Below are 25,371 nucleotides of genomic sequence, written 5' to 3'. Positions count from 1 at the left end.
GGGAGACAACATTCGCAGCCTTTGACTTTGTCAGCAGCCAAGCCCGCCTCGTGCGGGCTTTTCCTTTTGAATCGCCGCCGCAAGGACAAACGGCCCGCGTTCAACACGCGGGCCGTTATGGCATCGCAGCGCCCCTGCGCGGCGTCGGGGGCAAATATCTCTGCGTATCAAGCCTCCAGCTTGATCCCCGCCTGCTTCACCACCCCCGCCCAGCGCGCCTGCTCGGCAACGAAGAACTTGCCGGTCTCGGCCGGCGTCATCGTCACCACTTCAGCCCCCTGCGCCACCAGTTGCGAACGCAGATCCGGCGCGCGGATGATCTTGATCAGCTCGGCGTTGATCCGCGTCACCAGCGCATCCGGCATGCTGGCCGGCGCCATCACGCCCTGCCACGTGCCCGACTCAAAGTTGGGCACGCCCTGCTCGGCAATGGTCGGCACGTTCTGCAGCAGCGGCATGCGCGTGCGCTTGGACTGGGCGATCAGCTTGAGCTTGCCCGACTGCACATGCGGCAGCGTGGCCAGCATGCCGTTCATCAGCACCTGCGCGCTGCCGCCGACGGTATCGGCAATCGCCTGCGAACCGCCCTTGTACGGGACGTATTGCCACTTGGCGCCGGTGGCCTGCTCCACCGCCACGCCGGCCAGGTGCGGCGCGCTGCCGATCGCGGTCACGGCAAAGTTCAGCTGGCTGCGTTTGGACAGCTCGACCAGTTCCTTCACGCTGCTGACCTGCACCGACGGATGCACCACCAGCAGGTGCGGCGAGTACGCCAGCATCGTCACCGGCTTCAGGTCCTTGGCGATATTGAAGGTCAGCTTGGTATAGACCGACGGGCTGATCGCCAGCGCGCCGATATCGCACAGCATCAGCGTGTGGTTATCGGTGGCCTGCGCGACGAGGGCCGCACCCACGTTGCCATTGGCACCCGGCTTGTTGTCGACCACCACGGATTGGCCCAGCGCTTCGCCCAGCTGCTTGCTGATCAGGCGCGCGATGATGTCTGACGAACCGCCTGCGGTGTACGGCACCACCAGGCGGATCGGGCGCGTCGGCCACGCCTGCTGCGCGGCATGCGCGCCGGTGGCCAGGCCAGCCAGCGGGCCAGCGGCGATGCCCGCGGCCAGCGCGGAAGTCTGCTTGAGGAAGATGCGGCGTCCCTGGGTCATGCTATGTCTCCGTTGTTGTTGCAAATGCGCCGGCACGGCACGGTGATCGTGCGGCGGCCGGCGCTATCAGTGTGTTGGTCAGGTGGAGTCGGTGCCTTGTTGCGCTCAGTCAAGCACGATGCGGCCCTTCTCGATCACGGTCTTCCAGCGTTGCAGTTCCTGCGCTTCAAACTGGCTGAACTGCTCGGGCGTGTTCGCGACTACCTCGAAGCCGTTCTCCGACAGCTTCTGGCGCATCTTGGGATCGTTCAGCGCCCCGACCAGCGCGCCATGCAGGCGCGTCTTCACGTCGGCGGGCAGGCCGCGCGGCGCGGCCACGCCTTGCCAGGAATAGACCTCGACTTCCTTGACGCCGGCTTCGGCCATGGTCGGCACGTTGGGCAGCACGGCCGGGCGCTTGTCCGCCGTCACCGCCAGCGCCTTGAGCTTGCCGGTGCGGATGTGCTGCAGCACCGCGTTGATGTTCTGGAACGACACGTCCACCTGGCCGGCGAGCAGGTCGGAGATCGCCGGCGCGCCACCCTTGTACGGCACGTGCAGGCCGTCGGTGCCGGTCTTCTGCCAGAACAGCGCCGCGGTCAGGTGGTCAGACGACCCCGCGCCGGACGAGGCAAAGCTGACCTTGCCCGGGTTCTTCTTCATGTGCGCCACCAGTTCCTGCACGTTCTTCGCCGGGAACTGCGGATTGACCACCAGCACGTTCGGCGCGCGCACCGCCACCGTCAGCAGGTCAAAGTCCTTGACCGGGTCGTAGCCCAGGTTCTTCTGCAGGAACGGGTTGACGGCAAAGACGCCGATCGACGCCACCAGCATGGTGTAGCCGTCCGCCGGCGCGCGCTTGACGAAGGTCGCGCCGATGGCCCCCGTCGCGCCGGGCTTGTTGTCGACCACGAACGGCTGGCCCAGCTTCTCGTTGAGCGGCGCCGTCAGCATGCGCGCGATGGTGTCGGTGGAGCCGCCCGCGGGGAACGGCACCACCACAGAAACCGGGCGCTGCGGCCAATCTTGCGCGGCCCGGGCGTTGCCCGCCGTCAGCGCAGCCAGCGCCGCGACGGTCAGCACCGAGCCGACGGCCACCACGCGCAGCCAGTCTTGCAGGCGCGGCGCGCCCGTGCGTTGGAAGGGATACATCGTTGTCTCCTGCTATGTCTTGTCGATACCGGCGCGCCGCCATCATCGCGACACGCCATGCCTGCCAGACCGGACCGAGGTCCGGATCAGCGCACCATGCAGGGCGCCTTGTTGTTGAACTGCCAGCCGGGAATCAGGAACTGCATGGCGATGGCATCGTCGCGCGCGCCCAGGCCCTTGCTCTGGTAAAGCGCGTGGGCACGGCCCAGCGCGTCCATATCGAGCTCCACACCCAGACCCGGCGTCTTCGGCACCTGCACCAGGCCGTTCTCGATCTTCAGCGGCGCCTTGGTCAGGTTCTCGCCGTCCTGCCAGATCCAGTGCGTGTCGATGGCGGTGACGCGGCCCGGCGCGGCGGCGGCCACGTGGGTGAACATCGCCAGCGAGATATCGAAGTGGTTATTCGAGTGCGAGCCCCAGGTCAGGCCCCATTCGGCGCACATCTGCGCCACGCGCACCGAACCCTGCATGGTCCAGAAGTGCGGGTCGGCCAGCGGGATGTCGACCGACTGCAGGCGCACCGCGTGGCCCATCTGGCGCCAGTCGGTGGCGATCATGTTGGTGGCGGTGGGCAGGCCGGTGGCGGTACGGAACTCCGCCATCACTTCGCGGCCGGAATAGCCATCCTCGGCACCGCACGGGTCTTCGGCGTAGGCCAGCACGCCGCGCTTGTCGCGGCACAGGCGCACGGCTTCGGCCAGCGACCAGGCGCCGTTGGGGTCAAGCGTGATGCGCGCCTTGGGGAAGCGTTCGGCCAGCGCCAGGATCGCCTCCATTTCTTCTTCGCCGCGCAGCACGCCGCCCTTGAGCTTGAAGTCGTTGAAGCCGTAGCGTTCGTACGCGGCCTCGGCCAGTCGCACGACCGCCTCGGGCGTCATTGCCACGTCATTGCGCAGGCGGAACCAGGCGTTGTCGGCATCGGGTTCGGTGCGGTAGTCCAGCGTGGTGCGCTGGCGGTCGCCGATATAGAACAGGTAGCCGAGCATCTCGACGGCGTCGCGCTGCTGGCCCTCGCCCAGCAGTGCCGCCACCGGCACCTCCAGGTGCTGGCCAAGCAGGTCGAGCAACGCCGATTCCAGCGCGGTGACGGCGTGGATGGTGATGCGCAGGTCGAAGGTCTGCAGGCCGCGGCCGCCGGCGTCGCGGCTGGCGAAGGTGGCGCGCACGCGGTTCAGGATGGCCTGGTACTGGCCGATGGGCTGCCCGACCAGCAGCGGGCGGGCGTCTTCCAGCGTCTGGCGGATGCCTTCGCCGCCCGGCACTTCGCCCACGCCGGTGTGGCCGGCGCTGTCGCGCAGGATCACGATGTTGCGCGTGAAGTACGGGCCATGGGCCCCTGACAGATTCATCAGCATGCTGTCGTGCCCGGCCACGGGCACCACGGTGAGTTCTGTCACCACGGGGGTGTGGCCCGCACCGGCGTTGGCGGGGGCGGCGGAAGTGGCGGGATGGGTCATTCGGGTCTGGTCTCCGGCATTGCTATGTTATCGGTCATCGTATGACTGATAACCCAGTATAATGAGGCCATCTGGAACCGGTCAAGTCCGGGAAACCCCGCCCGTTATCCGCCATGCCTACCGCACGCAACCCTGCCCTGTCCGACCCGCCTTCCGCCACCGCTGCGCCCAACGCCGCCGCAGCCGTGCCGTTGCGCCGCCGCGGCCGCACCCTGGCCGAAGAAGTGGTGCAGGCGCTCTCCGAAGAGATCCGCCAGGGCCAGCTCAAGCCCGGCGACAAGCTGCCGACCGAATCGGAAATCATGGCGACGCAGGGCGTAAGCCGCACCGTGGTGCGCGAGGCCTTGTCGCGGCTGCAGGCCAGCGGCCTGGTCGAGACCCGCCACGGCATCGGCACGTTCGTGCTGGCACGCGCGGCGGAAGCGCCCTCGCCGTTCCGCATCGGGCCGGATACGCTGGGAACCGCGATCGATGTAATGGCGATGCTGGAATTCCGCGTCAGCCTGGAGGCGGAGGCTGCCGGACTGGCCGCCGCGCGCCGCAGCGACGCCCAGCTGGCCGCCATGCGCCAGGCGCTTGACGAGCTCAAGCGCAATACCGGGGCCGGCAGCGACGCGGTGGACAGCGATTTTGCCTTCCACCTGGCCATCGCCCGCGCCACCGGCAACCGCTACTTCACCGACATCATGGGCCACCTGGGCACCATGCTGATCCCGCGCAGCCGGCTGCAGGTCAATACGCCGGAGCGCGAACAGTACCTGGAGCGCGTCCAGTTCGAGCACGAGAACATCTACGACGCAATCGAACGCCGCGACCCCGAAGCGGCCAAGGCGGCGATGCGCATGCACCTGACCAACAGCCGGGAGCGGCTGCGCAAGGCCTCTGGCTCCGGCAGCGCGCAGGCCTGACCGGCCGACGCCCCGCGGGGCGTTTCCGCGCGCCACCAGTCATACGATGTCTGAACAATGCTCGGCGGCCGGGCGCTTACAAGGCGAGGTGGCAGCGGCGTGCGAAGTCGACCAGTTCCACCAGCGATGACACCTGCAGCTTGGCCATGATGCGCGCCTTGTAGCTGCTGACGGTCTTGTTGCTGATAAACAGGCTGGCGCTGATGGCCTTGTACGACATGCCGCGCGCCAGCATCTGCAGCACCACCAGTTCCTTGTCGGAAAGCCGGCACAGCATCTCGTCGTCGGCGGAAACCGCATGGCGCGAGCCGTCCCGGCCCATCGCGGGAAACACGGTATAGCCGGCCAGCACGGACTCGACCGCGCGCAGGATTTCCTTCAGGTCCTGCGTCTTGCTGACAAAGCCCTGCGCGCCGGCCTGCCACGCGCGGCTGACGAACACCGCCGGGTCGAGCGCCGTCACCACCAGCAGCCGCACCTGCGGATGGATCGCCCGCAGGCGCGGCGCCACGTCGAGGCCGCTCGAGCGCGGAATGTCGAGATCGAGCAGCACGAGGTCGGGCATGCGCGCGCGCACCAGCTCGAGCGCGCTTTGCCCGTTGTCGGCCTCGAGCACTTCATCGACGCCGAGCACCTGCAGCAGGTGGGTCTTGAGAATCAGCCGCATCGCCGGGTGGTCGTCAACGATCAGGATGGTGGTCATGCGTCGGTTCGAGTGAATGGATATGTCGGGGCATCGGCCGGCGCGATGCAGGGCCAGTATAGGGAGGCAAGGCGGCGCGCAGGATGGGAGGATTCCGCAAGGTATTGCAGCTCGCCCCTAGGCTTGCCTCAGACGCCGGCGCTCCGGGCTGCATGCACGGCCATGCGCCGCGCGTGCGCGTTCCCCTGCGGGCGGCAGGGACAACGGCAAAGGTCCAGTGGTGCTACTCTATTCGGGAGGTGTTACCCAGGAGAACACTGTGCCCCGCAAGACCCCCATCGAGCGCTACCGCAACATCGGCATCAGCGCGCATATCGACGCCGGCAAGACCACGACGACCGAACGCATCCTGTTCTACACGGGCGTCAACCACAAGCTGGGCGAGGTGCACGATGGCGCTGCCACCATGGACTGGATGGAGCAGGAGCAGGAGCGCGGCATCACCATCACGTCGGCTGCCACCACGGCCTTCTGGAAAGGCATGGCCGGCAATTACCCGGAACACCGTATCAACATCATCGATACGCCGGGACACGTCGACTTCACCATTGAAGTCGAGCGCTCGATGCGCGTGCTCGACGGCGCCTGCATGGTCTACGACGCGGTCGGCGGCGTGCAGCCGCAATCCGAGACGGTCTGGCGCCAGGCCAACAAGTACGCTGTGCCGCGCATCGCCTTCGTCAACAAGATGGACCGCGTCGGCGCGGACTTCTTCCGCGTGCACGCGCAGATCGCCGAGCGCCTCAAGGGGCGTGCCGTGCCGATCCAGATCCCGCTCGGCGCCGAAGACCATTTCCTGGGCGTGATCGACCTGGTCAAGATGAAGGCCGTCGTCTGGGACGATGCCAGCCAGGGCGTGCGCTTCGAGTACCAGGAGATCCCGGCCGAGCTGCTGCCGACCGCGCAGGCCTGGCGCGACAAGATGGTCGAAGCCGCCGCCGAGGCCGACGAGGCATTGCTCGAGCGCTACCTGTCGGGTGAAGCGCTGACCGAAGAGCAGATCAAGCGCGGCCTGCGCAAGCGCACCATCGCCAACGAGATCGTGCCGATGCTGTGCGGCAGCGCCTTCAAGAACAAGGGCGTGCAGAGCATGCTCGATGCGGTGATCGACTACCTGCCTTCACCCGCCGACGTGCCGGCCATCCTCGGCCACACCGAGGACGACCGCGAGGCCGAGCGCCATCCGAGCGACGACGAGCCGTTCTCGGCGCTGGCGTTCAAGATCATGACCGATCCCTTCGTCGGCCAGCTGATCTTTTTCCGCGTGTATTCGGGCGTGGTCAATTCCGGCGATACCGTCTACAACCCGGTCAAGTCCAAGCGCGAGCGGCTCGGCCGCATCCTGCAGATGCATGCCAACGTGCGCCAGGAGATCAAGGAAGTGCGCGCCGGCGACATCGCCGCGGCGGTCGGGCTGAAGGAGGCGACCACCGGCGATACGCTGTGCGACCCGAACAAGGTCATCATCCTGGAGCGCATGAGCTTCCCCGAACCCGTGATCTCGCAGGCGGTGGAGCCCAGGACCAAGGCAGACCAGGAAAAGATGGGCATTGCGCTGAACCGCCTGGCGCAGGAGGATCCGTCGTTCCGCGTGAACACCGACGAGGAATCCGGCCAGACCATCATCTCGGGCATGGGCGAGCTGCACCTGGAAATCCTGGTCGAGCGCATGCGCCGCGAGTTCAACGTGGAAGCGTCGGTGGGCAAGCCGCAGGTGGCCTACCGCGAGACCATCCGCCAGCCGGTCAAGGACGTGGAGGGCAAGTTCATCAAGCAGTCCGGCGGCCGCGGCCAGTACGGCCACGTGGTGCTGAACCTCGAGCCGATGCCGCACGGCGCCGGCTACGAGTTCGTCGATGCGATCAAGGGCGGCGTGGTGCCGCGCGAGTTTATCCCGGCGGTGGACAAGGGTATCCGCGAAACGCTGCAGGCGGGCGTGCTGGCGGGCTACCCGGTGGTCGACATCAAGGCCACGCTGGTGTTCGGCTCGTACCACGACGTGGACTCGAACGAGAATGCCTTCCGCATGGCGGGCTCGATGGCGTTCAAGGAAGGCATGCGCCGGGCCCGGCCGGCGCTGCTGGAGCCGATGATGGCGGTCGAGGTGGAAACGCCGGAGGAGTTCACCGGCAACGTGATGGGCGACCTGTCGTCACGACGCGGCATGGTGCACGGCATGGAAGACATTGCCGGTGGCGGCGGCAAGATCGTGCGCGCCGAAGTGCCGCTGGCGACGATGTTCGGCTACTCGACCACGCTGCGCTCGCTGACGCAGGGCCGCGCGACGTTCACCATGGAGTTCAAGCACTATGCCGAGGCGCCGGCCAACGTGGCCGAGGCGGTGATTTCGGCGAAGAGGCTGGGGTAGCGATGGTTCGCTCCCTCTCCCGCTTGCGCGAGAGGGAGCACGCAATCGGCGGCGTCGACGACTATCCCGAATTCGCGCTCAGCACGCCGCCGCGGTCATCCTGAAAATCCCCTGCGCATTGCCCGCATCGAAGCCGAGGTCATAACGCTGCGGCACGGCTTCGGCTTCGGCAAAGCGCTCCCGCGTGATGAACTCATAGAACGAGCCCGGCACCTCGCGCTCGACGGCCTCGCCCTGCGCACCGACAAACGTGCGGCGCACGGTATCGGCACGGAACGCCGTCTGCCTGACGCGTCCGCTGCCCGACACTTCGACCTTGTCCTTCATCGGCCGGCCCAGCTGCTTCTGCTGCTCGGCCAGTGCGAACACGTCGTCGACGCGGTCGGTGGCGTGGTTGAAGGCATTGCCTTCAGTGGCAATCCACGCCATTTCCGCCGATTCGCGCAGCAGCGCTTCGTAGTCGGCCAGCCGCGGCGCGGCGTGCTGGCGCTCGAAGCAAGGCACCAGCAAGCCGACCAGTTCGGCGCCGTCGGCCACTGCCAGCGCGCCGTCGCGCTCCAGTTGCCACAGCAGCGTCTGCGCGCGCGGCGTCAGCGGATCGACGGAACTGCCGGTAACGCGGCTGACCGCGGCGCGGAAGTCCTCGCTGAAGCGCTCCGGATGGAATTCGCTGACGAAGAACTGGGCAATGTCCTCGGGTGCATCGGCATGCGCGTACGAGCGCCCGGTCATGCCGATGCGGTCGAGCGGGTAGGTGCCGTTGAGCATGTATCCCAGCGGCCGCAGGATGCGGGTAAAGGCGGCCTCGCCTTCGGGCAACGCGCCGTTGTCACGCCACTTGACCGTGCGCAGCGCGCCGTGGTCGAAGGTGACCTTGCCGCCGGCGGCGGCGACTTCGTCGGTGTAGGCGCGGCCGGTCGGCACGCGCTCCAGGATGCCGCCGAACAGCACCATGTTCAGCGCCTGGGCGATTTCTGCCCGGGTGGCGCGACCTTGCGGGTCATGGGGCAGGCCGGCCGGCAGCGTGACCAGCGACATCAGTTGCGCGGCGCGGGTGGCGCCGACGTTGGCGGTGAGGAGCGTGGAGATATTGGATGGCATGGGCACTTGGATATGGGCGTCGCGGACCGGCTTCCGCCCCGGCGGGCCCCGGCGGGCGGTATGGCAACGATCCGCGGGGCAGGATAGTGGGCCGCGCCGGCCACGCACAAGCGCGTATTGCGCACAACGTTGTGCGCGTGGCGCACGACCTCCGGTGCCACGCCGCTGTTTATACTGTCGCACTTCCTTCCCCGCCGTCCCATGAGAAACGACATCCCCAACCTGGGCGCGCTGCAGGCCTTCGAGGCCTCGGCACGGCTGGGCAGCTTTACCCGCGCCGCGGCCGAGCTGGCGCTGACGCACAGCGCGGTGGGGCGGCAGGTGGCGCAACTCGAACAGCGCCTGGGCGTGGCGCTGTTCACGCGCGTGCGGCGGCGCCTGGAGCTGACCGAGACCGGGCGCGAATACGCCGCGCGCATTCGCCGGCACCTGGACCACCTGCAGCGCGACACGCTGGAAATCAGCACCGGCCGCGCCATGGGCTTCACGCTGGAGCTGGCGGTGGTGCCCACCTTCGCCACGCAGTGGCTGATCCCGCGGCTGCCCGACTTTGCGCGGCGCCATCCCAACGTCACCGTCAACCTGTCGGCGCGCTCGCTGCCGTTTTCATTCCAGGAGTGCGCGTACGACGCGGCGATCTATTTCGGCGACCAGTTCTGGCCCGGCACGCGCGGCGGCGTGATCTTCCGCGAAGGCGGCATGGTGCCGGTGTGCAGCCCGGCCTTTCTCGCCGACCATGCCGGCCATCCCGTCACCGATGCCCCCAGCCTGGCACGCTGCCGCCACCTGCACCTGAGCACGCGCGCCAACGCCTGGCGCGACTGGTACGCGGCGCAGGGCTGGGACTTCAGCCTGGCGGCCTCGCGCGGGCCGCGCTATGAGCTGTTCACGATGATGACGGCCGCCGCCGCCGCGGGACTCGGCATCGGCCTGGCGCCGCGGCTGCTGATCGAGCGCGAGCTGCAGACCGGCCAGTTGGTGACCCCGCTGGCCGGCATGCTGGACGAGCACCAGGGCTACTACTTCGCCCATCCCGAGGGCCGGCCGGAATCGGAGGCACTGGCGGCATTCCGCGGCTGGATCCTGGGCCTGTCGCGCGACATGCCGGTCGACCCTTCCGAAGGCTGACGCAACCCGCCAGCGCGGCGCCCGGTACGGCACTTTACCGGGCCGGCCGCGCGGACAGGGTAAACTAACGCCTGTTCGCCGCTCCGGGGCCACCCCGGAACCAGCCTGATACGTCACGCCGGCACATGCCGGAGCGACCGCGAAGCGGGCGCCGGCGAACCTGCCCCAAGGCCTTCGGGCCGCCCCCGTGGCGCTGCCCGACAGTGCCGCACCTGGCTTGCCCGGCCCCGCTGCCGGCATTCGCCGCCTCCTGGCTTCGCCGCCCGCTTCGCCCTTCGCCCGGGCCGCGCGTACCCATGCGCGCGCCCGATGACGACCCGCGCGCTCCCGCGCGCGACTGGAACCCGCAGGCCCGCTGGCCTGCCCGGATCCATGCCGGTGCCGCACCAGCCCGGCCGGAATCCGCTTTCCGGAGGAAATCCATGCGCAAGACAGCCAGCCCCTGGCTGCTGGCGGCCGGACTGTTGTCCGCTGCCGCCCCTTCTGCCCACGCCGAGCCAGGCGTGACCCTGTACGGCATCGTCAGCTCCGCCGTGCGCTATACGTCCAACCTCGACGGACACCACAACGACCAGGCCGCGCTGGTCTCCGGCGGCCTGGTCGGCAGCCGCTTCGGCCTGAAGGGCGACGAAGACCTGGGAGGCGGCAACCGCGCGCTGTTCCAGTTCGAGGCCGGCATCGGCAGCGATGACGGCCGCGCGAGCTACAACGCGCTGTTCGGCCGCCAGGTCTTTGTCGGGCTGAGCGGCGACTGGGGCAGCCTGACCGTCGGGCGCCAGTACAACGCGCTGAACAACATCGGCTGGGCCTTCAACCCGCTGGCGCAGGGCTGGGGCAATTTCTGGTCCGATCCGCTGTATATCGGCGGCGACATCTTTTTCCAGGACTATCGCATCGACAACAGCGTGGTCTACAAGCGCGCTATCGGCCCGCTGACCGTGCAGCTGGACTACGGCGTGGGCGAGCAGCGCGGCAGCCTGTCCCGCGGCACCACCCTGGGCGGCGGCATGCTGTACCAGCAGGGTGCGCTCGCGCTGGGCGTGGCCTATGACCAGCGCAAGAGCGACGACGGCAGCAATACCGTGCGCAACTATTCAGTCGGCGGTTCGTACGCATTCGGCAAGGCCACCGCATACCTCGGCCATATGGGCCGGCGTGAATCGGCCGGCGATGCGCGCTTCAACATCGCCTTTGCCGGGCTGGGCTACCAGCTCACGCCGGCGTTGCACCTGTCGGGCGCCTATTACCGCTACTGGCAGGGCGGCAATGTGACCACGCAGTTCCAGGACGTGCCGGCCCTGCTTGGCAGCGGCAACGCCGACAGCATTGCCGTGGTGGCCGACTACGCGCTGTCCAGACGCACCAGCGTGTACCTGGAAGCGGACGCCGTGCATGCACGCGGCGGCGCGGTCGGCCGCGAGACCGAATACTGGGCCGGCACCCCGGCCGCCGGCGTGGACAGCAGCACGCGCGTGGGCGTCATGCTGGGGATGCGCCACCAGTTCTGAACGCGGCCGTCCCGGCGCGCTTTTTTGCAACCGGGCGCGAAAGAATTACGCTCCCGCGTGCCCGAACGCGATGGGACGGCCTTGCGCAGGCCGACGTAGCGCCGCTTGTGGCGCAGGCATGGTCATTGCGCACGCCCTGAGTTCCTGCTTTCACTGGCACAAGGAGCCCAACATGCAAACCCAAACTCCCAGCAGTCAAGGCGCGGCCATCATCGGTTCGGGCGTGGGCGAAGGCCCAGGTCCCGAAGTCATGGCGGCATCCAGCCTTGACGGTACCAAGGCGTACTCGTCCGACGGCGAACACGTGGGCACGATCTCCGAGATCATGCTGGACGTGCCGCATGGCCGCATCGCCTATGCGGTGCTGAAAGCCGGCGGCTTCCTCGGTATCGGCGATACGCTGCACGCCATCCCGTGGAACGCCCTGGTGATGGACACCGACGAAAAGTGCTTCCGGATTGCCGTGACGGCGGACCGGATCAAGTCCGCGCCCGGCTTCAACAAGGACAGCTGGCCGGCCATGGCGGATCCGCAGTGGGGCAAGTCGCTGCACGAGTACTATGGGCGCGACCCGTACTGGGTGAGCCCGCCGCTGTAGGCCTCGGCGCAGCTTGCATTGCGCCATCAGGCTAGGCAAAGTCTTGCGAGACGCACGCGCGGCGCATCGCCGGCGCGGCTCGGGAGACGACCATGAGCAGACCCGACGGCACCGTGCCGCAAGAGCCCGATGCGGCCAGCGGCAGTGCCCCCGCAGACATGCCTGGCTTTCTGGCCGGGGGCGGCGAGATGGGCGCGCTGATCCGCGCGCACGACTGGGCCGCCACCCCGCTGGGGCCGCCGCAGGCGTGGCCGCACAGCCTGAAGACCGCAATACGCATCATGCTGACCTCGCGCCAGCCGATCTGGATCGGTTGGGGCGAGGCGTTGCATTACTTCTACAACGACGCCTACAAATCCATCATCGGGGGCAAGCACCCCGGCGCGCTGGGCCAGCCGACCGCGGTGGTCTGGCGTGAGCTCTGGCCGGAAATCAGCCCCCTGCTCGACACCGCGATGACCCGCGCCGAGGGCAGTTTCGTCGAGCAGAAGCTGCTGATCATGGAGCGCAACGGGTATCCGGAAGAGACCTACTACACCTTTTCGTACAGCCCGGTGCCGAATGACCACGGCAGCACCGGCGGCATCATCTGCGCCAACAGCGACGATACCGAACGCGTACTGGCCGAGCGGCAACTGAACGTGCTGCGCGACGTGGCCGCGGCGGCCACCGACGCGCGCTCGTGGCGCGAGGCGTGCGAGCGCACCATGGGCGCGCTGGCGTCGGACCCGCGCGACATCGTCTTCGCGCTGCTCTACATTGCCGAGCCCGGCGCCGCCGAGCTGCAGCGCGTGGTCGCCAGCGGCATCGAACCTGCCCATCCCGCCGCGCCGGCCACGATCTCGCTGGAAGACGCTGCGCCATGGCCGGTGGCCGGGGTCCTGCAGCAGCAACAGCCGGCGCTGGTCGAGCAGCTGGCAACGCGCTTTGCCGCGCCGCTGCCGGCCGGCGCATGGGGCGTGCCTGCGGATGCGGCCGCGGTGATCCCGGTGGTGCCGTCGGGCAGCGCCTCGCATCGCGGCGTGCTGGTGGTGGGGCTGAATCCGTACCGGTTGTTCGGCGAGCGCTACCGCAGCTTCCTGAACCTGGTGGCCGGCCAGATCGGCGCGGCGATGCATTCGGCGCAGGCCTACGAGGAAGCGCGCAAGCGTGCCGAGGCGCTGGCCGAGATCGACCGCGCCAAGACCACCTTCTTTTCCAACATCAGCCATGAGTTCCGCACCCCGCTGACGCTGATGCTGGGGCCGCTTGAAGAACTGCTGCGGCGCGCCGGCGCTGGTGACGACAACGCCGACGCCGAACAACGCTCGCTGCTGGAGATGACCCACCGCAGCGGCATGCGCCTGCTCAAGCTGGTCAATGCGCTGCTCGACTTCTCGCGCATCGAGGCCGGCCGCATCAGCATGCAACGCCACCCCACCGACCTCGCAGCCTTTACCGCGGACCTCGCCTCGCTGTTCCGTGCCTGTGTCGAGAGCGCCGGCATGGCGCTGCGCGTCGAATGCGAACCGCTGCCGCAGCCCGTGGCGGTGGACCGCGACATGTGGGAGACCATCGTGCTGAACCTGGTCTCCAACGCGTTCAAGTTCACGTTTGCCGGCAGCATCACCGTCAGCGTCGCGGCTCAGGGGGACAATGCGGTGCTGCGCGTGCGCGATACCGGTATCGGCATCCCCGCCGGCGAGCTGCCGCGCATCTTCGAGCGTTTCCATCGCGTCGAAGGCGCGCAGGGCCGCTCGATCGAAGGCAGCGGTATCGGCCTGGCGCTGGTGCAGGAACTGGTGCGCCTGCATGGCGGTACCGTCGAAGTCGACAGCATGCAGGGCCAGGGCACCTGCTTCACCGTCACGCTGCCGGTGGCAGCCGCCAGGGACGAGCCGGCGGATCCGGTGCCGGCGCCCGCCGCCAGCAGCGCACAGGCGCGCGCCTACGTGGATGCGACCCTGCGCTGGCCGCATGCCGAGGCACCGGCGATGGCCATGGCGGCGGAGGACGCGCAATACGACCCCCATGACCGGCACGACCGGCATGCGCCTGCGCCGGACGGCGAAGCGGCCCCCGCCACCGTGCTGGTGGTAGACGACAACGACGACCTGCGCGACTACATGCGCCGGCTGCTGGCCGCCGCGGGCCATCGCGTCGAAGTCGCGCCCGACGGCGACGCCGCGCTCGAGGTGGCGCGCCGCCAGTTGCCCGCGCTGATCGTGTCGGACGTGATGATGCCCAGGCTCGACGGCTTCGGCCTGGTGCAGGCCGTGCGCGCGGACCCGGCGCTGCGCGACACGCCGGTGCTGCTGCTGTCGGCGCGCGCCGGCGAGGAAGCGCGCGTCAGCGGCCTGGGCTCGGGCGCCGACGATTACCTGGTCAAGCCCTTCTCGGCCCGCGAACTGCTGGCCCGCGTGGCCAGCAACCTGCGCCTGTCAGAGCTGCGGCGCGCCACCGAGCGCCGCCTGCAGGACCTCAATGCCTCGCTCGAGCGCCGCATCGCGCAGGCTGTGACCGACCACGACCGGCTGTGGGAACTGAGCGAAGACCTGCTGATCGTGGCCGCCTTCGACGGCAGCCTGCAGCGCGTCAGCCCGGCGTGGACCCGCACGCTTGGCCATGCCCCGCACGAGGCGCTGGGCCGGCCATACCTGTCGTTCATCTATCCCGATGATCTGGTGCTGGTGACCGCGCAGCTGGCGGCACTGCGCCACGACGGCACGCCGGTGCGCTTCGAATGCCGCCAGCCGCGCGCTGACGGCGCGTTGCGCTGGCTGGCCTGGACCCTGACGGTGGACCCGGCCAACGGCCATCTCCACGGCGTCGGCCGCGACGTGACCGGCGACCTCGAAGTCCAGGCGGCGCTGCGCCATGCCGACGAGGCCCTGCGCACGGCGCAGAAGATGGAAGCCATCGGCAAGCTTACCGGCGGCGTCGCCCATGACTTCAACAACCTGCTGCAGGTGATCGGCGGCAACCTGCAGCTGCTGGCGCGCGACCTGTCCGGCAACACCGACGCCGCGCCGCGGCTGCGCAATGCGCTGGCCGGCGTGGCCCGCGGCGCCAAGCTGTCGTCGCAGCTGCTGGCATTCGGTCGGCGCCAGCCGCTGGCCCCGCGCGTGGTCAACCTGGGCCGGCTGGCGCGCACGCTGGACGACATGCTGCGGCGCGCGCTGGGCGACGGCATCGAGACCGATACCGTGGTGGCCGACGGCCTGTGGAATACGCTGGTCGACCCGTTCCAGGTCGAGAACGCGCTGCTGAACCTCGCGATCAACGCGCGCGACGCCATGCACGGCCAGGGGCGCCTGACCATCGAGGCACGCAACACGTGGCTCGACGAGGCGCTGGAAGAGCCGCCGCCCGGACGCGCGCCGCGGCCGGCGGCGCAGTATGTGCTGCTGGCGGTCACCGACACCGGCGCCGGCATGACGCCCGAGGTGCAGGAACATGTGTTCGAGCCGTTCTTCACCACCAAGCCCGAAGGCCAGGGCACGGGCCTTGGCCTGAGCATGGTGTATGGCTTTATCCGCCAGTCGGACGGCCACGTGAAGATCGTGAGCAAGCCCGGCCGCGGCACCACGGTAAAGCTCTACCTGCCGCGCGTGCACATGGCCGAGGATCCCGACACCGAGCCCGATAGGGACCGCGTGCGCGGCGGTGGCGAAACGGTGCTGGTAGTCGAGGACGACGAGGACGTGCGCGCCACGGTGGTCGAGATGCTTGCCAGCCTGGGCTACCACGTGCTGCGCGCGCGCGATGCGCAGGCTGCGCTGGCCATTGTCGAGCGCGGCACTCACATCGACCTGCTGTTCAGCGACGTGGTGATGCCGGGGCCGCTGCGCAGCACCGAACTGGCCGACAAGGTGCGCGAGCGGCTGCCGGGCATCGGGGTGCTGTTCACCTCGGGCTACACCGACAGCATCATCGTTCATGGCGGCAGGCTGGATCCCGGCGTCGAACTGCTCAGCAAGCCTTATACGCATGAAGCGCTGGCGCGCAAGGTCCGCCATGTGCTGGCCAACCGGGAACAGCGTGCCGCGGGAGCAGCGGGAGCAGAGGCAGTGGCGGCTGCCGGCCCCGCGCCGACGGATGCGGGCACACGCGTGCTGTGCGTCGACGACGACGCGCTGGTGCGCGCCAGCACGGCAGAACTGCTGCGCGCCTGCGGCGCCGAGGTGACCGAGGCGCAGAGCGACATCGAGGCGCTGGCACTGCTTGCCGCCGGCACCTTCGACCTGCTGCTGACCGATGTCACGCTGCACGGCGGCACCGGCGGCTCGGGCGTGGATCTGGCACTGGCCGCACGCCAGCGCCAGCCGCGGCTGCGGGTGGTGTTTGCCACCGGCTATCCGCTGGCGCTGACGCCGGCCCAGCACCAGGTGCTGGGCGACGCGGCGGTGCTGCGCAAACCGTATGCGCCGCAGGCGCTGCTGGACCTGCTGCAGGGCGCCGGCACCGAAGGCGCTGCTGAGGGCGCGGAGGGCGCGGAGGGCGCGGAGGGCGCGGAGGGCGCCACGGCGCTCGGAAGTCGACCGTCATCGACAGCTTGAAGGTGCGCGGCGCCCCCTGCACCAGGTAAGGTGCTTGCTCCGCTGCTGTGCGGCCTACATACTCATTCGTGCGTCAAGCAAGGTCAGGAGGACCCCATGCCCTACGTCAACATCAAGATCACCGATCAGGCCACGGCTGAGAAGAAGGCAGAGCTGGTAGCAGGCGTGACCAATTTGCTCAGGGACGTGCTCGGGAAGAATCCGGCGACAACCGTTGTTGTCATTGAAGAGCTTTCCACTGACAACTGGGGCATTGGTGGCGAGTCCGTCACGGCCCGCAGGAAGCGTGAAGCGAAACCCTGACGGGTAGCGATAAGGCTGACTGAGCCCGCGCCGCCGAGCGTTCGACGGACCGCAAGGCAAAACAATGAAGTAAAGCCACTGCGCTATTGGCAGACAGCCGAGGCCGGCCTTGCGCTTGCTGACTTCCAGCACGCACAAGGCCGGCGCTCGACCGCCTGCCGCCTGCCGCCTGCCGCCAGCGGATCAGGCGGGCATGGGCTCGCGGCCGAACGCTTCCAGCTCGCGCACCAGGCTGTGCGCGGCCAGCCTGACCAGTTCGGCACCCTTTTCCGGCGTCGCCAGTCCCGGATCGGAGCCGATACGGCCATCCGGATATCGCGCGCGGAAGTCCAGCGCTTCGCGGATCGGGCCCGACGGTGCAATCTTCGGCGCATAGTCGGCAAACTTCATGGCGTCGGGAAAGGCCCACTGCGTGATCGCAATCTCGGAAGGCGTGGCGTGCGAGCCGTGGCCGGTCGGGAACTGATTGCGTGCCAGCTCGCCGACGCCTTCCAGGTCCCACCAGTTGCACAGCTTCAGCGCGAATCCCGCGCGGCGCCTGGCGAAGCTTGCTTCGGCGTAGAGTTCGGAGAACGCCGCGTCGATCGATGCCACGTTGCCGCCATGGCCGTTCAGGAACAGGATCTTCTCGAAGCCATGCCCCGCCAGCGAGCGGACCCAGTCGCCGATCGCGGCGATAAAGGTCGAGGGGCGCAGCGAAATGGTCCCCGGGAAGGCGAGGTGATGCTGCGCCATGCCGATATTGAACGTCGGTGCCACCAGGATATCGGCGCCCTTCTCCGCTTCATTGGCGATGATTTCCGGGCACAGCCAGTCAGTGCCCAGCAGCCCGGTCGGTCCGTGCTGCTCGTTCGAGCCGATCGGGACCACGATGGTACGGCTGCGCGCGAGGTATTGCTCGATTTCAGCCCAGGTTGAAAGATGCAAGCGCATTGCTACTCCTTTTTAGCTTGATTCATGCCATCCGGCACCGGCTCAGCGCTTCGCTGGCAGCTTGTTGGCAAGGACGATCACGGCGGCGAGCAACGGCAGCGAAGCCATCAGCAGCACCCCATGACCGAGGCTGCCGGTCGCGCTCTTGGTCCAGCCGATGACAGCAGGCCCCCAGAAACCGCCCGACAGGCCAATGGTGTTGATCAGCGCGATGCCGCCCGCCGCAGCCGGACCCTTGATGTATTCGGCGGGCATGGCCCAGAACACCGTGTAGGCCATCCACAGTCCCATCGTGGCGAAGGTCAGCAGGACCAGCGACACAAGCAGGTTTCCATCCGTCGCAAACGACGCCGCCAGCAGCACCGCCGCGCCCAGCGCAGGCACCGCGCAGTGGAAGCGCCGCTCCCCCAGCCGGTCAGACCTGCGGCCCATGTAGACCATGCCAAAGGCGGCGGCCAGGTAGGGGATGGCCGAGTACCAGCCAAGCTGCACCGTATCGTTCACGCCCTGCGCCTTGATGAGGCTCGGCAGCCAGAAGCTGATGGCGTAGATGGTCGCGATGATGCAGAAGTAGGCGAGGGCCAGCACATAGACGCGCACGTCCTTCGCCACGGCCTTGAAGGAATGCTTGTGTGCCGCCGCGGGGCTCACTTCAGCTTCGAGCAGGCGCCGTTCCTGTTCGCTCAGCCAGCTGGCCTGGGCGGGCCGGTCCGGCACCAGCCGCAATGCCATCACGCCGAGCAGGATGCAGGGCAGGCCCTCGACCAGGAACATCCACTGCCAGCCCGCGAGGCCGCCCTGGCCGGCGAGCGCGGTCATCAGCCACGCCGACACCGGGCCCCCGACGATGCCGCCGATCGGCCCCGCCAGGAATACGATCGCGATGGCGCGGGCCATGCGTTGCGGACCGTACCAGCACGACAGGTAGTAGATCATGCCCGGGGCGAATCCCGCTTCGAAGACGCCAAGGAGGAAGCGCATGGCGTAGAACATCGGCACGTTGCGCACGAACAGCATGCAGGCGGAGGTAATCCCCCACAGCACGAGGATGCGGCTGAACGTCTTGCGCGCGCCGACTCGCGGCAGCATCAGGTTGCTGGGCAACTCGAACAGCACATAGCCAATGAAGAAAATCCCCGCGCCCACGCCGTATGCGGCGTCGGAGAAGCCCAGGTCGCTTTGCATCTGCAGCTTGGCAAAGCCCACATTGACCCGGTCCAGATAGGCGAACAGGTAACAGACCAGCAAGAATGGCAGCAGGCGCCAGTTGATCTTGCTATACAGCGCGGAAGTGTTGTCAACGGCGCTCGAGGTGGGAATTGCCAGCATGCTGCCTGTCTCCTTTGGTTGCGTGTCGCTTGCACGTTTTGTGGCCTGAAGTCTGGCAGCCAGGAAGTTGGCGGCAAAGAGCAACTAAGTCCACGGTTCGTTCCCTTCTGGGCAACGCGCTTTCCGCGGAGTGCAGCAGGTGCCGCACCAGGGCATCCGGGTTCCTGTATCGTCAGCGGTCAGAAGCGAAGCGGAGCCTTTGGAAATGCGAGAGATCAACCAGCAGCGATTGCGATACTTCCGGGAGGTCGTGGCTCACGGCACCATCCGTGGGGCCGCGGAAGGCCTAAATACCTCGCCATCCGTGATCACCAGGCAGATCAGGCTGCTCGAGGAAGAGCTCGGCGCGACGCTGTTCGAGCGCGAGCCGCGCGGCCTCAAGCCGACTGCGGCAGCCGCGCACCTGCTCGAGTTCTGGCGGGGCTATCGTTCGCACCAGGAGAAGCTCGAAGACCAGCTGCATTCACTGAAGGGCTTGCAGCAAGGCGAGGTCCGGCTGGTGCTAAGCGAAGGCTATGTCGACCTCCTGGTCAACGAGGTCCTTGCACAGTTCTGCGCCCGGTATCCCCGGCTCGATATCCGCATGGACATCCTGGCGGTGGACGGCGTGCTGCAGGAAGTCGCGGAAAGCCGTGCACATATCGGGCTGGCGTACAATCCGCCACCCCATCCGCGCATCGAGTACCGCGCGAGCGCGGCGCAGCCGGTGGTCCTGCTGGTCCGCCCCGACCATCCGCTCGCCGTGCGCGGCGGCGCGGCCAGCCTCCAGGATTTGCAGGCCTATCCGCTCGCGATCATGCCGCCATCATTCGGCGTCGGGCATGCGCTGAGCATGGTCGAGTTTGCCGAGAACATCTCGATCCGGGCCACGCTTGTGAGCAATTCGCTGACGGCCCTGAAGCAGTTCGTCGGCTACAACAATTTCATGACGCTGATCGGTGAATTTGCCGCTTATCGCGAGATCGCGGCAGGCACGCTCGCCGTCGTGCCGATCGATCACCCCCTGTTCATGGGCACCCAGGCAAGGCTGATGGTGAAGGCCGGCCGGCCGTTGCCGGCGGCGGCGCTCGAACTGCTGAGCCATATCACGCGGCACATGTCGATGTTTGCCAAGGCCGCGCCCGGCGAGGATTAGCCGGATCGCTCACTCCTAGCCGGATCGCTCACTCTCCAGCCGCAGCATCCGCGTCTGGATCGCCGCCGCAAGCTCCATCAGGGGTCCGGCCAGCGCGGCTTCGACGGCCCCGGCGCCTTGCTGCGTCGATACGCTCACGTTCAATACGTGGACGCCATAGCCGCCAAAGCGCATGGGCGTCGCCATGGCAACGACCTGGGGCTGCCAGGACGCGACACAGTAACCCTTCTCCCGCACAGACCGGACCGCGGCCTCGATTTCACGGCGCAACTCAGGCCAGCCCCGGCCCCGGTGCTTGTCGGACATGACCGTCATCATCGCGCCGAAGGCATCGGGTGCAAGCGTGGCAAGGCAGGCGCGCCCGAGCGAGGTCAATGCCATCGGGATGCGCTGCCCGCTCACCACAGTTCGCAGCGACTGTCGCCGGTTGTAGCGAAACGACTCCAGATAGACCATCTCGTCGCCGTCGGCGACCGCGAGTCCGACATTGATCCTGTGCCGCATGGCGACCTCGGTCATCAGCGGCGTGGCGACCTTGAGCACCTGCGAGCTGTCGCGCATCGCATGAGCCATGCTGAGCACCGGCACACCGAGCCGATAGGCCCGGAACTGCGGGATGTACTCGAGCATGCCGGTCTCGATCAACGACTGCGTCAGGCGGCTGACAGTCGAGCGGGACAGGCCCGTGCGCTCGGCAATCTCGCTGTTGCCAAGCATTGACGAGCCCGCGCGGAACGCGCGCAGCACGGCAATGCCGCGTTCGAGCGAGCGGTTGGGCGTCGCCTTGCCCTGGCCGGGCTTGACCCGCCCGCTGCTGAGGATGGTGTCTGGCATGGAACAGGCTCGCTGCTGATCGGAGCGCCAGGCGCACAAGCATGCCGGCGTACTGCTGCCGGCAATGCTATCCGATGCCGCGGCCTTCGACGGAAGCCACCAGCGCAACATCCATTGCCGGCTAACGGTTGTCGCGATCGGCCAGTACCGCCACACCGTCGGCAGCCACCACGCCCTGCCCTTCCGGCAAGACAAAGACCGGATTGATTTCCGCCTCGACCAGCCTGTCGCCAAGCGTGGCGACCATGCGCGAGAACGCGACGATGGCACCGGCCAGCGCCTCCACATCCGCCCTGGGCCGGCCGCGATAGCCGTGCAGCAGCGGCGCGGTCTTCAGGCGCCGGACCATCTCCAGCGCGGCCTCGCGTGTCAGCCCCTGGCCGGGGGGCAGCATCCGCAGCGTGGTATCGCTGAACAGTTCGGCAGTAACGCCGCCCATGCCAAGCAGGATCGCGGTACCGAGCGCATCCCGGTGCATGCCGAGAATGACCTCGACGCCGCCCCTGACCATCTGCTGCACCAGGTAGCGCCGGGGCTCGATACCCGTGGCGGACTGCACCTCCGCGGCCATCTGTTGCAGCCTGGCTGCCACGTCGGACGGCGGGACATCGACCGCCACGCCGCCGACATCGCTCTTGTGCGTGATTTCGGACGACAGCACCTTCAGCACGACATTGCCATGGAACGATTGCGCGGCCGCGAGCGCCTCGTCGCCATGCATGACAACCACCTCCTTCGCGACCGGCACGCCAAAGCCGGCGAACAGGGCCTTCGCCGCGGCTTCATCAAGCGAACCTGTGCCGCAGGCGCCGAGATCGGGCATGGGCAGCGCGCCAGTCCCCGCTTCAAGGTCCGTGACGGACTTGCCCGCGCGCAGCATCGCGCCGAACGCAGCCGTGCATGCTTCCGGATCGGAGAACGCCGGCACGCCGCGGCGGTTCAGCAGCGATGCGACTTCCGGCGCGTGCGGGCTGACGTACGCGAGCAACGGCTTGTCGCTGTGCGGCAGGCAGTCGCGGATGGCATTGGCCATCAGGTCCGGCATGGCCAGCCCGGACGAGCCCACGATGACCGACACCGCGTCATAGGAAGGGCTGTCGAGCAGGATCCGGATCGCGGCGCGCAGCAGGTCCGGCTGGAGCCCGGCCAGGGTCACGTCGATCGGATTGCGGTCGAGCGCGGCGTGGTCGCCCTTCTGCAGCGCGCGCAGCTGCGCCGCGGTGTCCTCGTCCGGCGCCGGCGTCTCGAAGCCGGCCATGCCGAGGCTGTCGGACACCAGCGTGCCGGCGCCGCCGGTCGAAGTCAGGATGGCAATGCGCTTGCCGCGCAGCCTGCGCCCGCTGGACAGTGCCGCGGGCATGTCGAGCAGGTCGGAGAAGGTCTGCGCGCGGATAACGCCGACCTGCTCGAACAACGCGTCGTACATGCGATCCGCGCCGGCCAGCGCGCCTGTATGCGATACCGCGGCACGCGCCCCGCTCTCGGAGCGGCCGATCTTGAACGCCACCACCGGCTTGCCGGCGCGCGCCGCCTTCAGCGCGGCACGGCGGAACGCTTGCGGATGGCGCACGCTCTCGACATACAGCGCGATCACGCGCGTGGCTTCGTCATCGGCCAGGTAATCGATAAAGTCGGCCAGATCCAGGTCGACTTCATTGCTCGTCGAAACCAGCTTGCTCAGGCCAATGCCGCGCGCCGCGGCGCGCGACAGCAAGGCGCCGAGGATGCCGCCGCTTTGCGACACCACGCCGATGCTGCCGGCGTGGAACCGGTCCATCTCCAGCGCGCCGCTCGCCGACAGCGGAATATTGTCGGTCAGGTTGACCAGGCCGATGGTATTGGGTCCGAGCAGGCGCATGCTGCCGGCGGCCTCGACCAGTTCAGCCTGGCGCCGCGCGCCCTCGGCCCCGGTCTCGGTGTAGCCGCTCGCCAGCACGATGGCCGCGCCCGCGCCGCGCGCCGCGAGCTCGCGCACCGCCAGATGGGCGCGCTCGGCACCGAGGAGGACGATCCCCACGTCCGGCACTTCCGGCAGCGAGGCGATGTCCGGATAGCAGCGCAGCCCGTCGATCGATTCGACCTTGGGATTGACCGGATAGATCGCGCCGCTGAACCCATGCTTGCGCAGGTAGGAAACCGGACGGCCGGCGGTCTTGGCGGGATCGGCGGAAGCGCCGATCACGGCAACGCTGCGCGGCGTGACTAGTCGTTCGATGGCGTGCATGGTGTCACTCCTTGCTGGCAGTCTTGTTCAGGAAGGCCAGCACGGACTCGCGATGCTCGCTGCTGGTGTAGCAGATGCCCTGGGCCTGGCTGCCCTGCGCGAATACCTGGTCGGCGGGCAGTTCAAACGACTGGTTCATGATGCTCTTGCCCAGCGCGATCGCGGTGGCCGAGCCCTGGCTCAGTTCCGCCGCCCAGGACAGTGCGTCGCCGATCAGCGCTTCCGCTGTACTCAGGCGGTCGGCGATGCCCAGTGCCCTGGCTTCCCGGGCCTCGACCTTGCGGCCCGTGAAAACCAGCTCCTTCGCGGCCGACAGGCCCACGCGCCGTGGCAGGAAATACATGCCGCCGCCATCCGGGATCAGGCCGCGGTGGATGTACGACCAGCTGAACGAGGCCGATTCCGACGCGAGCACGAAATCGCAGCACAGCGCGGTATCGGCGCCCAGCCCGGCCGCGGCGCCATTGACCGCCGCGATGGTCGGCTTCGGCATGGTGTGCAGCAACCTGACGGTGTGGTGCACCCGCTGCTGGCGGCTCCACCCGTTGAAGCCGACTTCACCTTGCGGCGCCTCCATGCGGCGCTGCATGCCGGCCACGTCACCGCCAGCGCAGAAGCCCTTGCCGTTGCCGGTAAGCACCAGTGCTCGGATCGCCTTGTCCGCCGCGATGCGCTCGAGCGCATCGATGAATTCCGTGCGCATGTCGTCGCTCATGGCATTGCGCTTGTCCGGGCGGTTGAATGCGAGCAGCGCGATGCCCGACTCGATCTTCAGTTCGATAAGTGAATAGTTGTCCATGGTCCTGTCCGGTTTCCTGTATCCGATCGGTTGGCACGCCGCGCTCAGTCGGCCGTGATGCCGGCTTCGCTGATCACCTTGCTCCAGCGCTGGCTTTCGGTCCTGACGTAGCGGCCAAACTCTTCCGGAGACCCGCCACCGATGACAAGCCCTTCCAGCTCGGCACGCTTGCGGAACGCGTCGCTATGCACCGCCTTCTTCGCCGCCGCGTTCAGCCGCGTGATCACCGCCGGCGGCGTGCCGGCCGGCACGAACAGGCCGTACCAGCTATCCGCCACGTAATTGGGCACGCCGGCTTCCGCGATGGTCGGCACCTTGCTCAGCGCCGGCGCCGGCGAGCGCTGCGCGGTCGTGACGGCCACGGCACGCAGCTTGCCGCTTTCCAGGTGCGGCGCGACCGCGGCCGCGGTGGCGAACATCACGTCGACTTGCCCGCCAAGCAGGTCAGTAATGGCCGGGCCGGCGCCACGGTATGGAACGTGGTTGATATCGACCCTGGCCATCGCCTTGAACAACTCGCCAGCAAGGTGCGCCGAGGTGCCCGGGCCCTGCGACGCATAGTTCAGCTTGCCGGGCCTGGCCCTGGCGGCGGCGATCAGGTCCTGCACGGTCTTGATCGGGCTGTCCGGCCTGACCACCAGCACGTTGGGCGAACGCCCCACCAGCATCACCGGCGCGAAAGCCTTGTCGGTGTCGAACGGCAGCTTCTTGTGCAGGCTCGGGTTGACCGCATGGGCCATGGTCGCCACCACCAGCGTGTAGCCGTCTGGCGCGCTCTTGGCCACGAGATCGGTTCCGATGATGGTTCCGCCGCCGGGCTTGTTGTCGACGATGACGGGCTGGCCCAGATCCGAGCTCATGGTGACGCCCATCGCGCGCGCCAGCAGGTCGGTGCCGCCGCCGGGTGCGAATGGCACCACCATGCGGATCGGCTTGTCGGGGAAGGCGGCCAGCGCGGGCCCTGGCGCGGCGGCGGCTACCAGCAACGGAAGGGCTACCGTGGCAAGCCGGCGGAGGAATCGGGGGTATCTCGGATGCATGCTTTGTCTCCTGGAGGAAGCGCCCGCGGCCGGTGTAGCGGTCCGCTCCGGGTGCGCTGATCTGTTGGAGACAGCTTAGGCCCGGCAAGCGCGATCGACATCCCCACAATTCCACTGCATGGAATTTCTCGGGGCGCCGGGCCTTGGCTCCGCCAGGCTCGCCCT

At 68.1% G+C, this 25,371-nt stretch carries 19 protein-coding genes; 8 read left to right on the top strand and 11 right to left on the bottom strand.

Annotated features, from left to right (window positions below; all coding sequences use genetic code 11):
* Window positions 1–167: 167 nt before the first annotated feature.
* The 3 genes from VSR71_RS14735 to gudD all read right to left on the bottom strand — a co-directional run bounded on the left by VSR71_RS14735 (window position 168) and on the right by gudD (window position 3,757).
* The gene (locus VSR71_RS14735) at window positions 168–1,169 is read right to left on the bottom strand and encodes a Bug family tripartite tricarboxylate transporter substrate binding protein (RefSeq protein ID WP_209761988.1); all 1,002 of its coding nucleotides are present in this window, start codon (window positions 1,167–1,169) and stop codon (window positions 168–170) included.
* A 105-nt stretch (window positions 1,170–1,274) separates the two neighbouring features.
* Window positions 1,275–2,300: a tripartite tricarboxylate transporter substrate binding protein gene (locus tag VSR71_RS14730; RefSeq protein WP_342914589.1), complete on the bottom strand. Its 1,026-nt coding sequence runs from the start codon at window positions 2,298–2,300 to the stop codon at window positions 1,275–1,277.
* Between the two features lie 86 nt (window positions 2,301–2,386).
* Window positions 2,387–3,757 (bottom strand): glucarate dehydratase, encoded by a 1,371-nt coding sequence (gene gudD, locus VSR71_RS14725; protein WP_342914588.1) that lies wholly within the window; start codon window positions 3,755–3,757, stop codon window positions 2,387–2,389.
* A gap of 113 nt (window positions 3,758–3,870) precedes the next feature.
* Here gudD and VSR71_RS14720 point away from each other — a divergent pair, with 113 nt between their 5' ends.
* Window positions 3,871–4,665, top strand: coding sequence for a FadR/GntR family transcriptional regulator (locus VSR71_RS14720; protein ID WP_342914587.1), 795 nt, complete (start codon window positions 3,871–3,873; stop codon window positions 4,663–4,665).
* A 76-nt stretch (window positions 4,666–4,741) separates the two neighbouring features.
* Here the strand turns inward: VSR71_RS14720 and VSR71_RS14715 are convergent, their stop codons facing one another.
* On the bottom strand, window positions 4,742–5,368 hold the full coding sequence (locus tag VSR71_RS14715) for a response regulator transcription factor (RefSeq protein WP_342914586.1): 627 nt from the start codon (window positions 5,366–5,368) through the stop codon (window positions 4,742–4,744).
* A gap of 259 nt (window positions 5,369–5,627) precedes the next feature.
* Here VSR71_RS14715 and fusA point away from each other — a divergent pair, with 259 nt between their 5' ends.
* On the top strand, window positions 5,628–7,736 hold the full coding sequence (gene fusA, locus VSR71_RS14710) for an elongation factor G (RefSeq protein WP_342914585.1): 2,109 nt from the start codon (window positions 5,628–5,630) through the stop codon (window positions 7,734–7,736).
* A gap of 78 nt (window positions 7,737–7,814) precedes the next feature.
* On the opposite strand, the gene VSR71_RS14705 is transcribed toward fusA, so the two are convergent.
* Window positions 7,815–8,837, bottom strand: coding sequence for a DUF1338 domain-containing protein (locus VSR71_RS14705; RefSeq protein WP_342914584.1), 1,023 nt, complete (start codon window positions 8,835–8,837; stop codon window positions 7,815–7,817).
* Between the two features lie 201 nt (window positions 8,838–9,038).
* On the opposite strand from VSR71_RS14705, the gene VSR71_RS14700 reads away from it, so the two are divergent.
* The 5 genes from VSR71_RS14700 (at window position 9,039) to VSR71_RS14680 (ending at window position 16,912) form a co-directional block, all read left to right on the top strand.
* Window positions 9,039–9,965: a LysR substrate-binding domain-containing protein gene (locus VSR71_RS14700; RefSeq protein WP_342914583.1), complete on the top strand. Its 927-nt coding sequence runs from the start codon at window positions 9,039–9,041 to the stop codon at window positions 9,963–9,965.
* 422 nt (window positions 9,966–10,387) lie between these two features.
* Window positions 10,388–11,473 carry a porin gene (locus tag VSR71_RS14695; RefSeq protein ID WP_342914582.1) on the top strand — a complete coding sequence of 362 codons (1,086 nt, stop codon included), beginning with the start codon at window positions 10,388–10,390 and terminating at the stop codon, window positions 11,471–11,473.
* A gap of 172 nt (window positions 11,474–11,645) precedes the next feature.
* Complete coding sequence (locus VSR71_RS14690) at window positions 11,646–12,071, top strand: PRC-barrel domain-containing protein (protein ID WP_342914581.1); 426 nt, start codon at window positions 11,646–11,648, stop codon at window positions 12,069–12,071.
* 92 nt (window positions 12,072–12,163) lie between these two features.
* On the top strand, window positions 12,164–16,609 hold the full coding sequence (locus VSR71_RS14685) for a response regulator (RefSeq protein WP_342914580.1): 4,446 nt from the start codon (window positions 12,164–12,166) through the stop codon (window positions 16,607–16,609).
* Window positions 16,610–16,705: 96 nt separating this feature from the next.
* The gene (locus VSR71_RS14680) at window positions 16,706–16,912 is read left to right on the top strand and encodes a 4-oxalocrotonate tautomerase family protein (protein ID WP_342914579.1); all 207 of its coding nucleotides are present in this window, start codon (window positions 16,706–16,708) and stop codon (window positions 16,910–16,912) included.
* Window positions 16,913–17,095: 183 nt separating this feature from the next.
* Here the strand turns inward: VSR71_RS14680 and VSR71_RS14675 are convergent, their stop codons facing one another.
* Window positions 17,096–17,845: a creatininase family protein gene (locus VSR71_RS14675; RefSeq protein WP_342914578.1), complete on the bottom strand. Its 750-nt coding sequence runs from the start codon at window positions 17,843–17,845 to the stop codon at window positions 17,096–17,098.
* Between the two features lie 42 nt (window positions 17,846–17,887).
* Complete coding sequence (locus tag VSR71_RS14670; protein ID WP_342914577.1) at window positions 17,888–19,174, bottom strand: MFS transporter; 1,287 nt, start codon at window positions 19,172–19,174, stop codon at window positions 17,888–17,890.
* Window positions 19,175–19,379: 205 nt separating this feature from the next.
* Between VSR71_RS14670 and VSR71_RS14665 the strand changes: the two genes are divergently transcribed.
* Window positions 19,380–20,309, top strand: coding sequence for a LysR family transcriptional regulator (locus VSR71_RS14665; protein WP_342914625.1), 930 nt, complete (start codon window positions 19,380–19,382; stop codon window positions 20,307–20,309).
* Window positions 20,310–20,324: 15 nt separating this feature from the next.
* On the opposite strand, the gene VSR71_RS14660 is transcribed toward VSR71_RS14665, so the two are convergent.
* The 4 genes from VSR71_RS14660 to VSR71_RS14645 form a co-directional block, all read right to left on the bottom strand.
* Complete coding sequence (locus VSR71_RS14660; RefSeq protein WP_342914576.1) at window positions 20,325–21,143, bottom strand: IclR family transcriptional regulator; 819 nt, start codon at window positions 21,141–21,143, stop codon at window positions 20,325–20,327.
* Window positions 21,144–21,264: 121 nt separating this feature from the next.
* A complete protein-coding gene (locus tag VSR71_RS14655; protein WP_342914575.1) occupies window positions 21,265–23,367 on the bottom strand; it encodes an acetate--CoA ligase family protein in 2,103 nt (700 codons plus the stop codon).
* A 4-nt stretch (window positions 23,368–23,371) separates the two neighbouring features.
* Window positions 23,372–24,166 (bottom strand): enoyl-CoA hydratase/isomerase family protein, encoded by a 795-nt coding sequence (locus tag VSR71_RS14650; RefSeq protein WP_342914574.1) that lies wholly within the window; start codon window positions 24,164–24,166, stop codon window positions 23,372–23,374.
* Between the two features lie 44 nt (window positions 24,167–24,210).
* The gene (locus tag VSR71_RS14645; protein ID WP_342914573.1) at window positions 24,211–25,206 is read right to left on the bottom strand and encodes a tripartite tricarboxylate transporter substrate binding protein; all 996 of its coding nucleotides are present in this window, start codon (window positions 25,204–25,206) and stop codon (window positions 24,211–24,213) included.
* Window positions 25,207–25,371: the final 165 nt, after the last annotated feature.

The sequence above is a fragment of the Cupriavidus oxalaticus genome (assembly GCF_038900635.1).
GTDB lineage: Bacteria > Pseudomonadota > Gammaproteobacteria > Burkholderiales > Burkholderiaceae > Cupriavidus > Cupriavidus oxalaticus_B.
The sequence above is the reverse complement of the archived record's forward strand: the minus strand, read 5'-3'. Positions and strand labels throughout refer to the sequence as shown.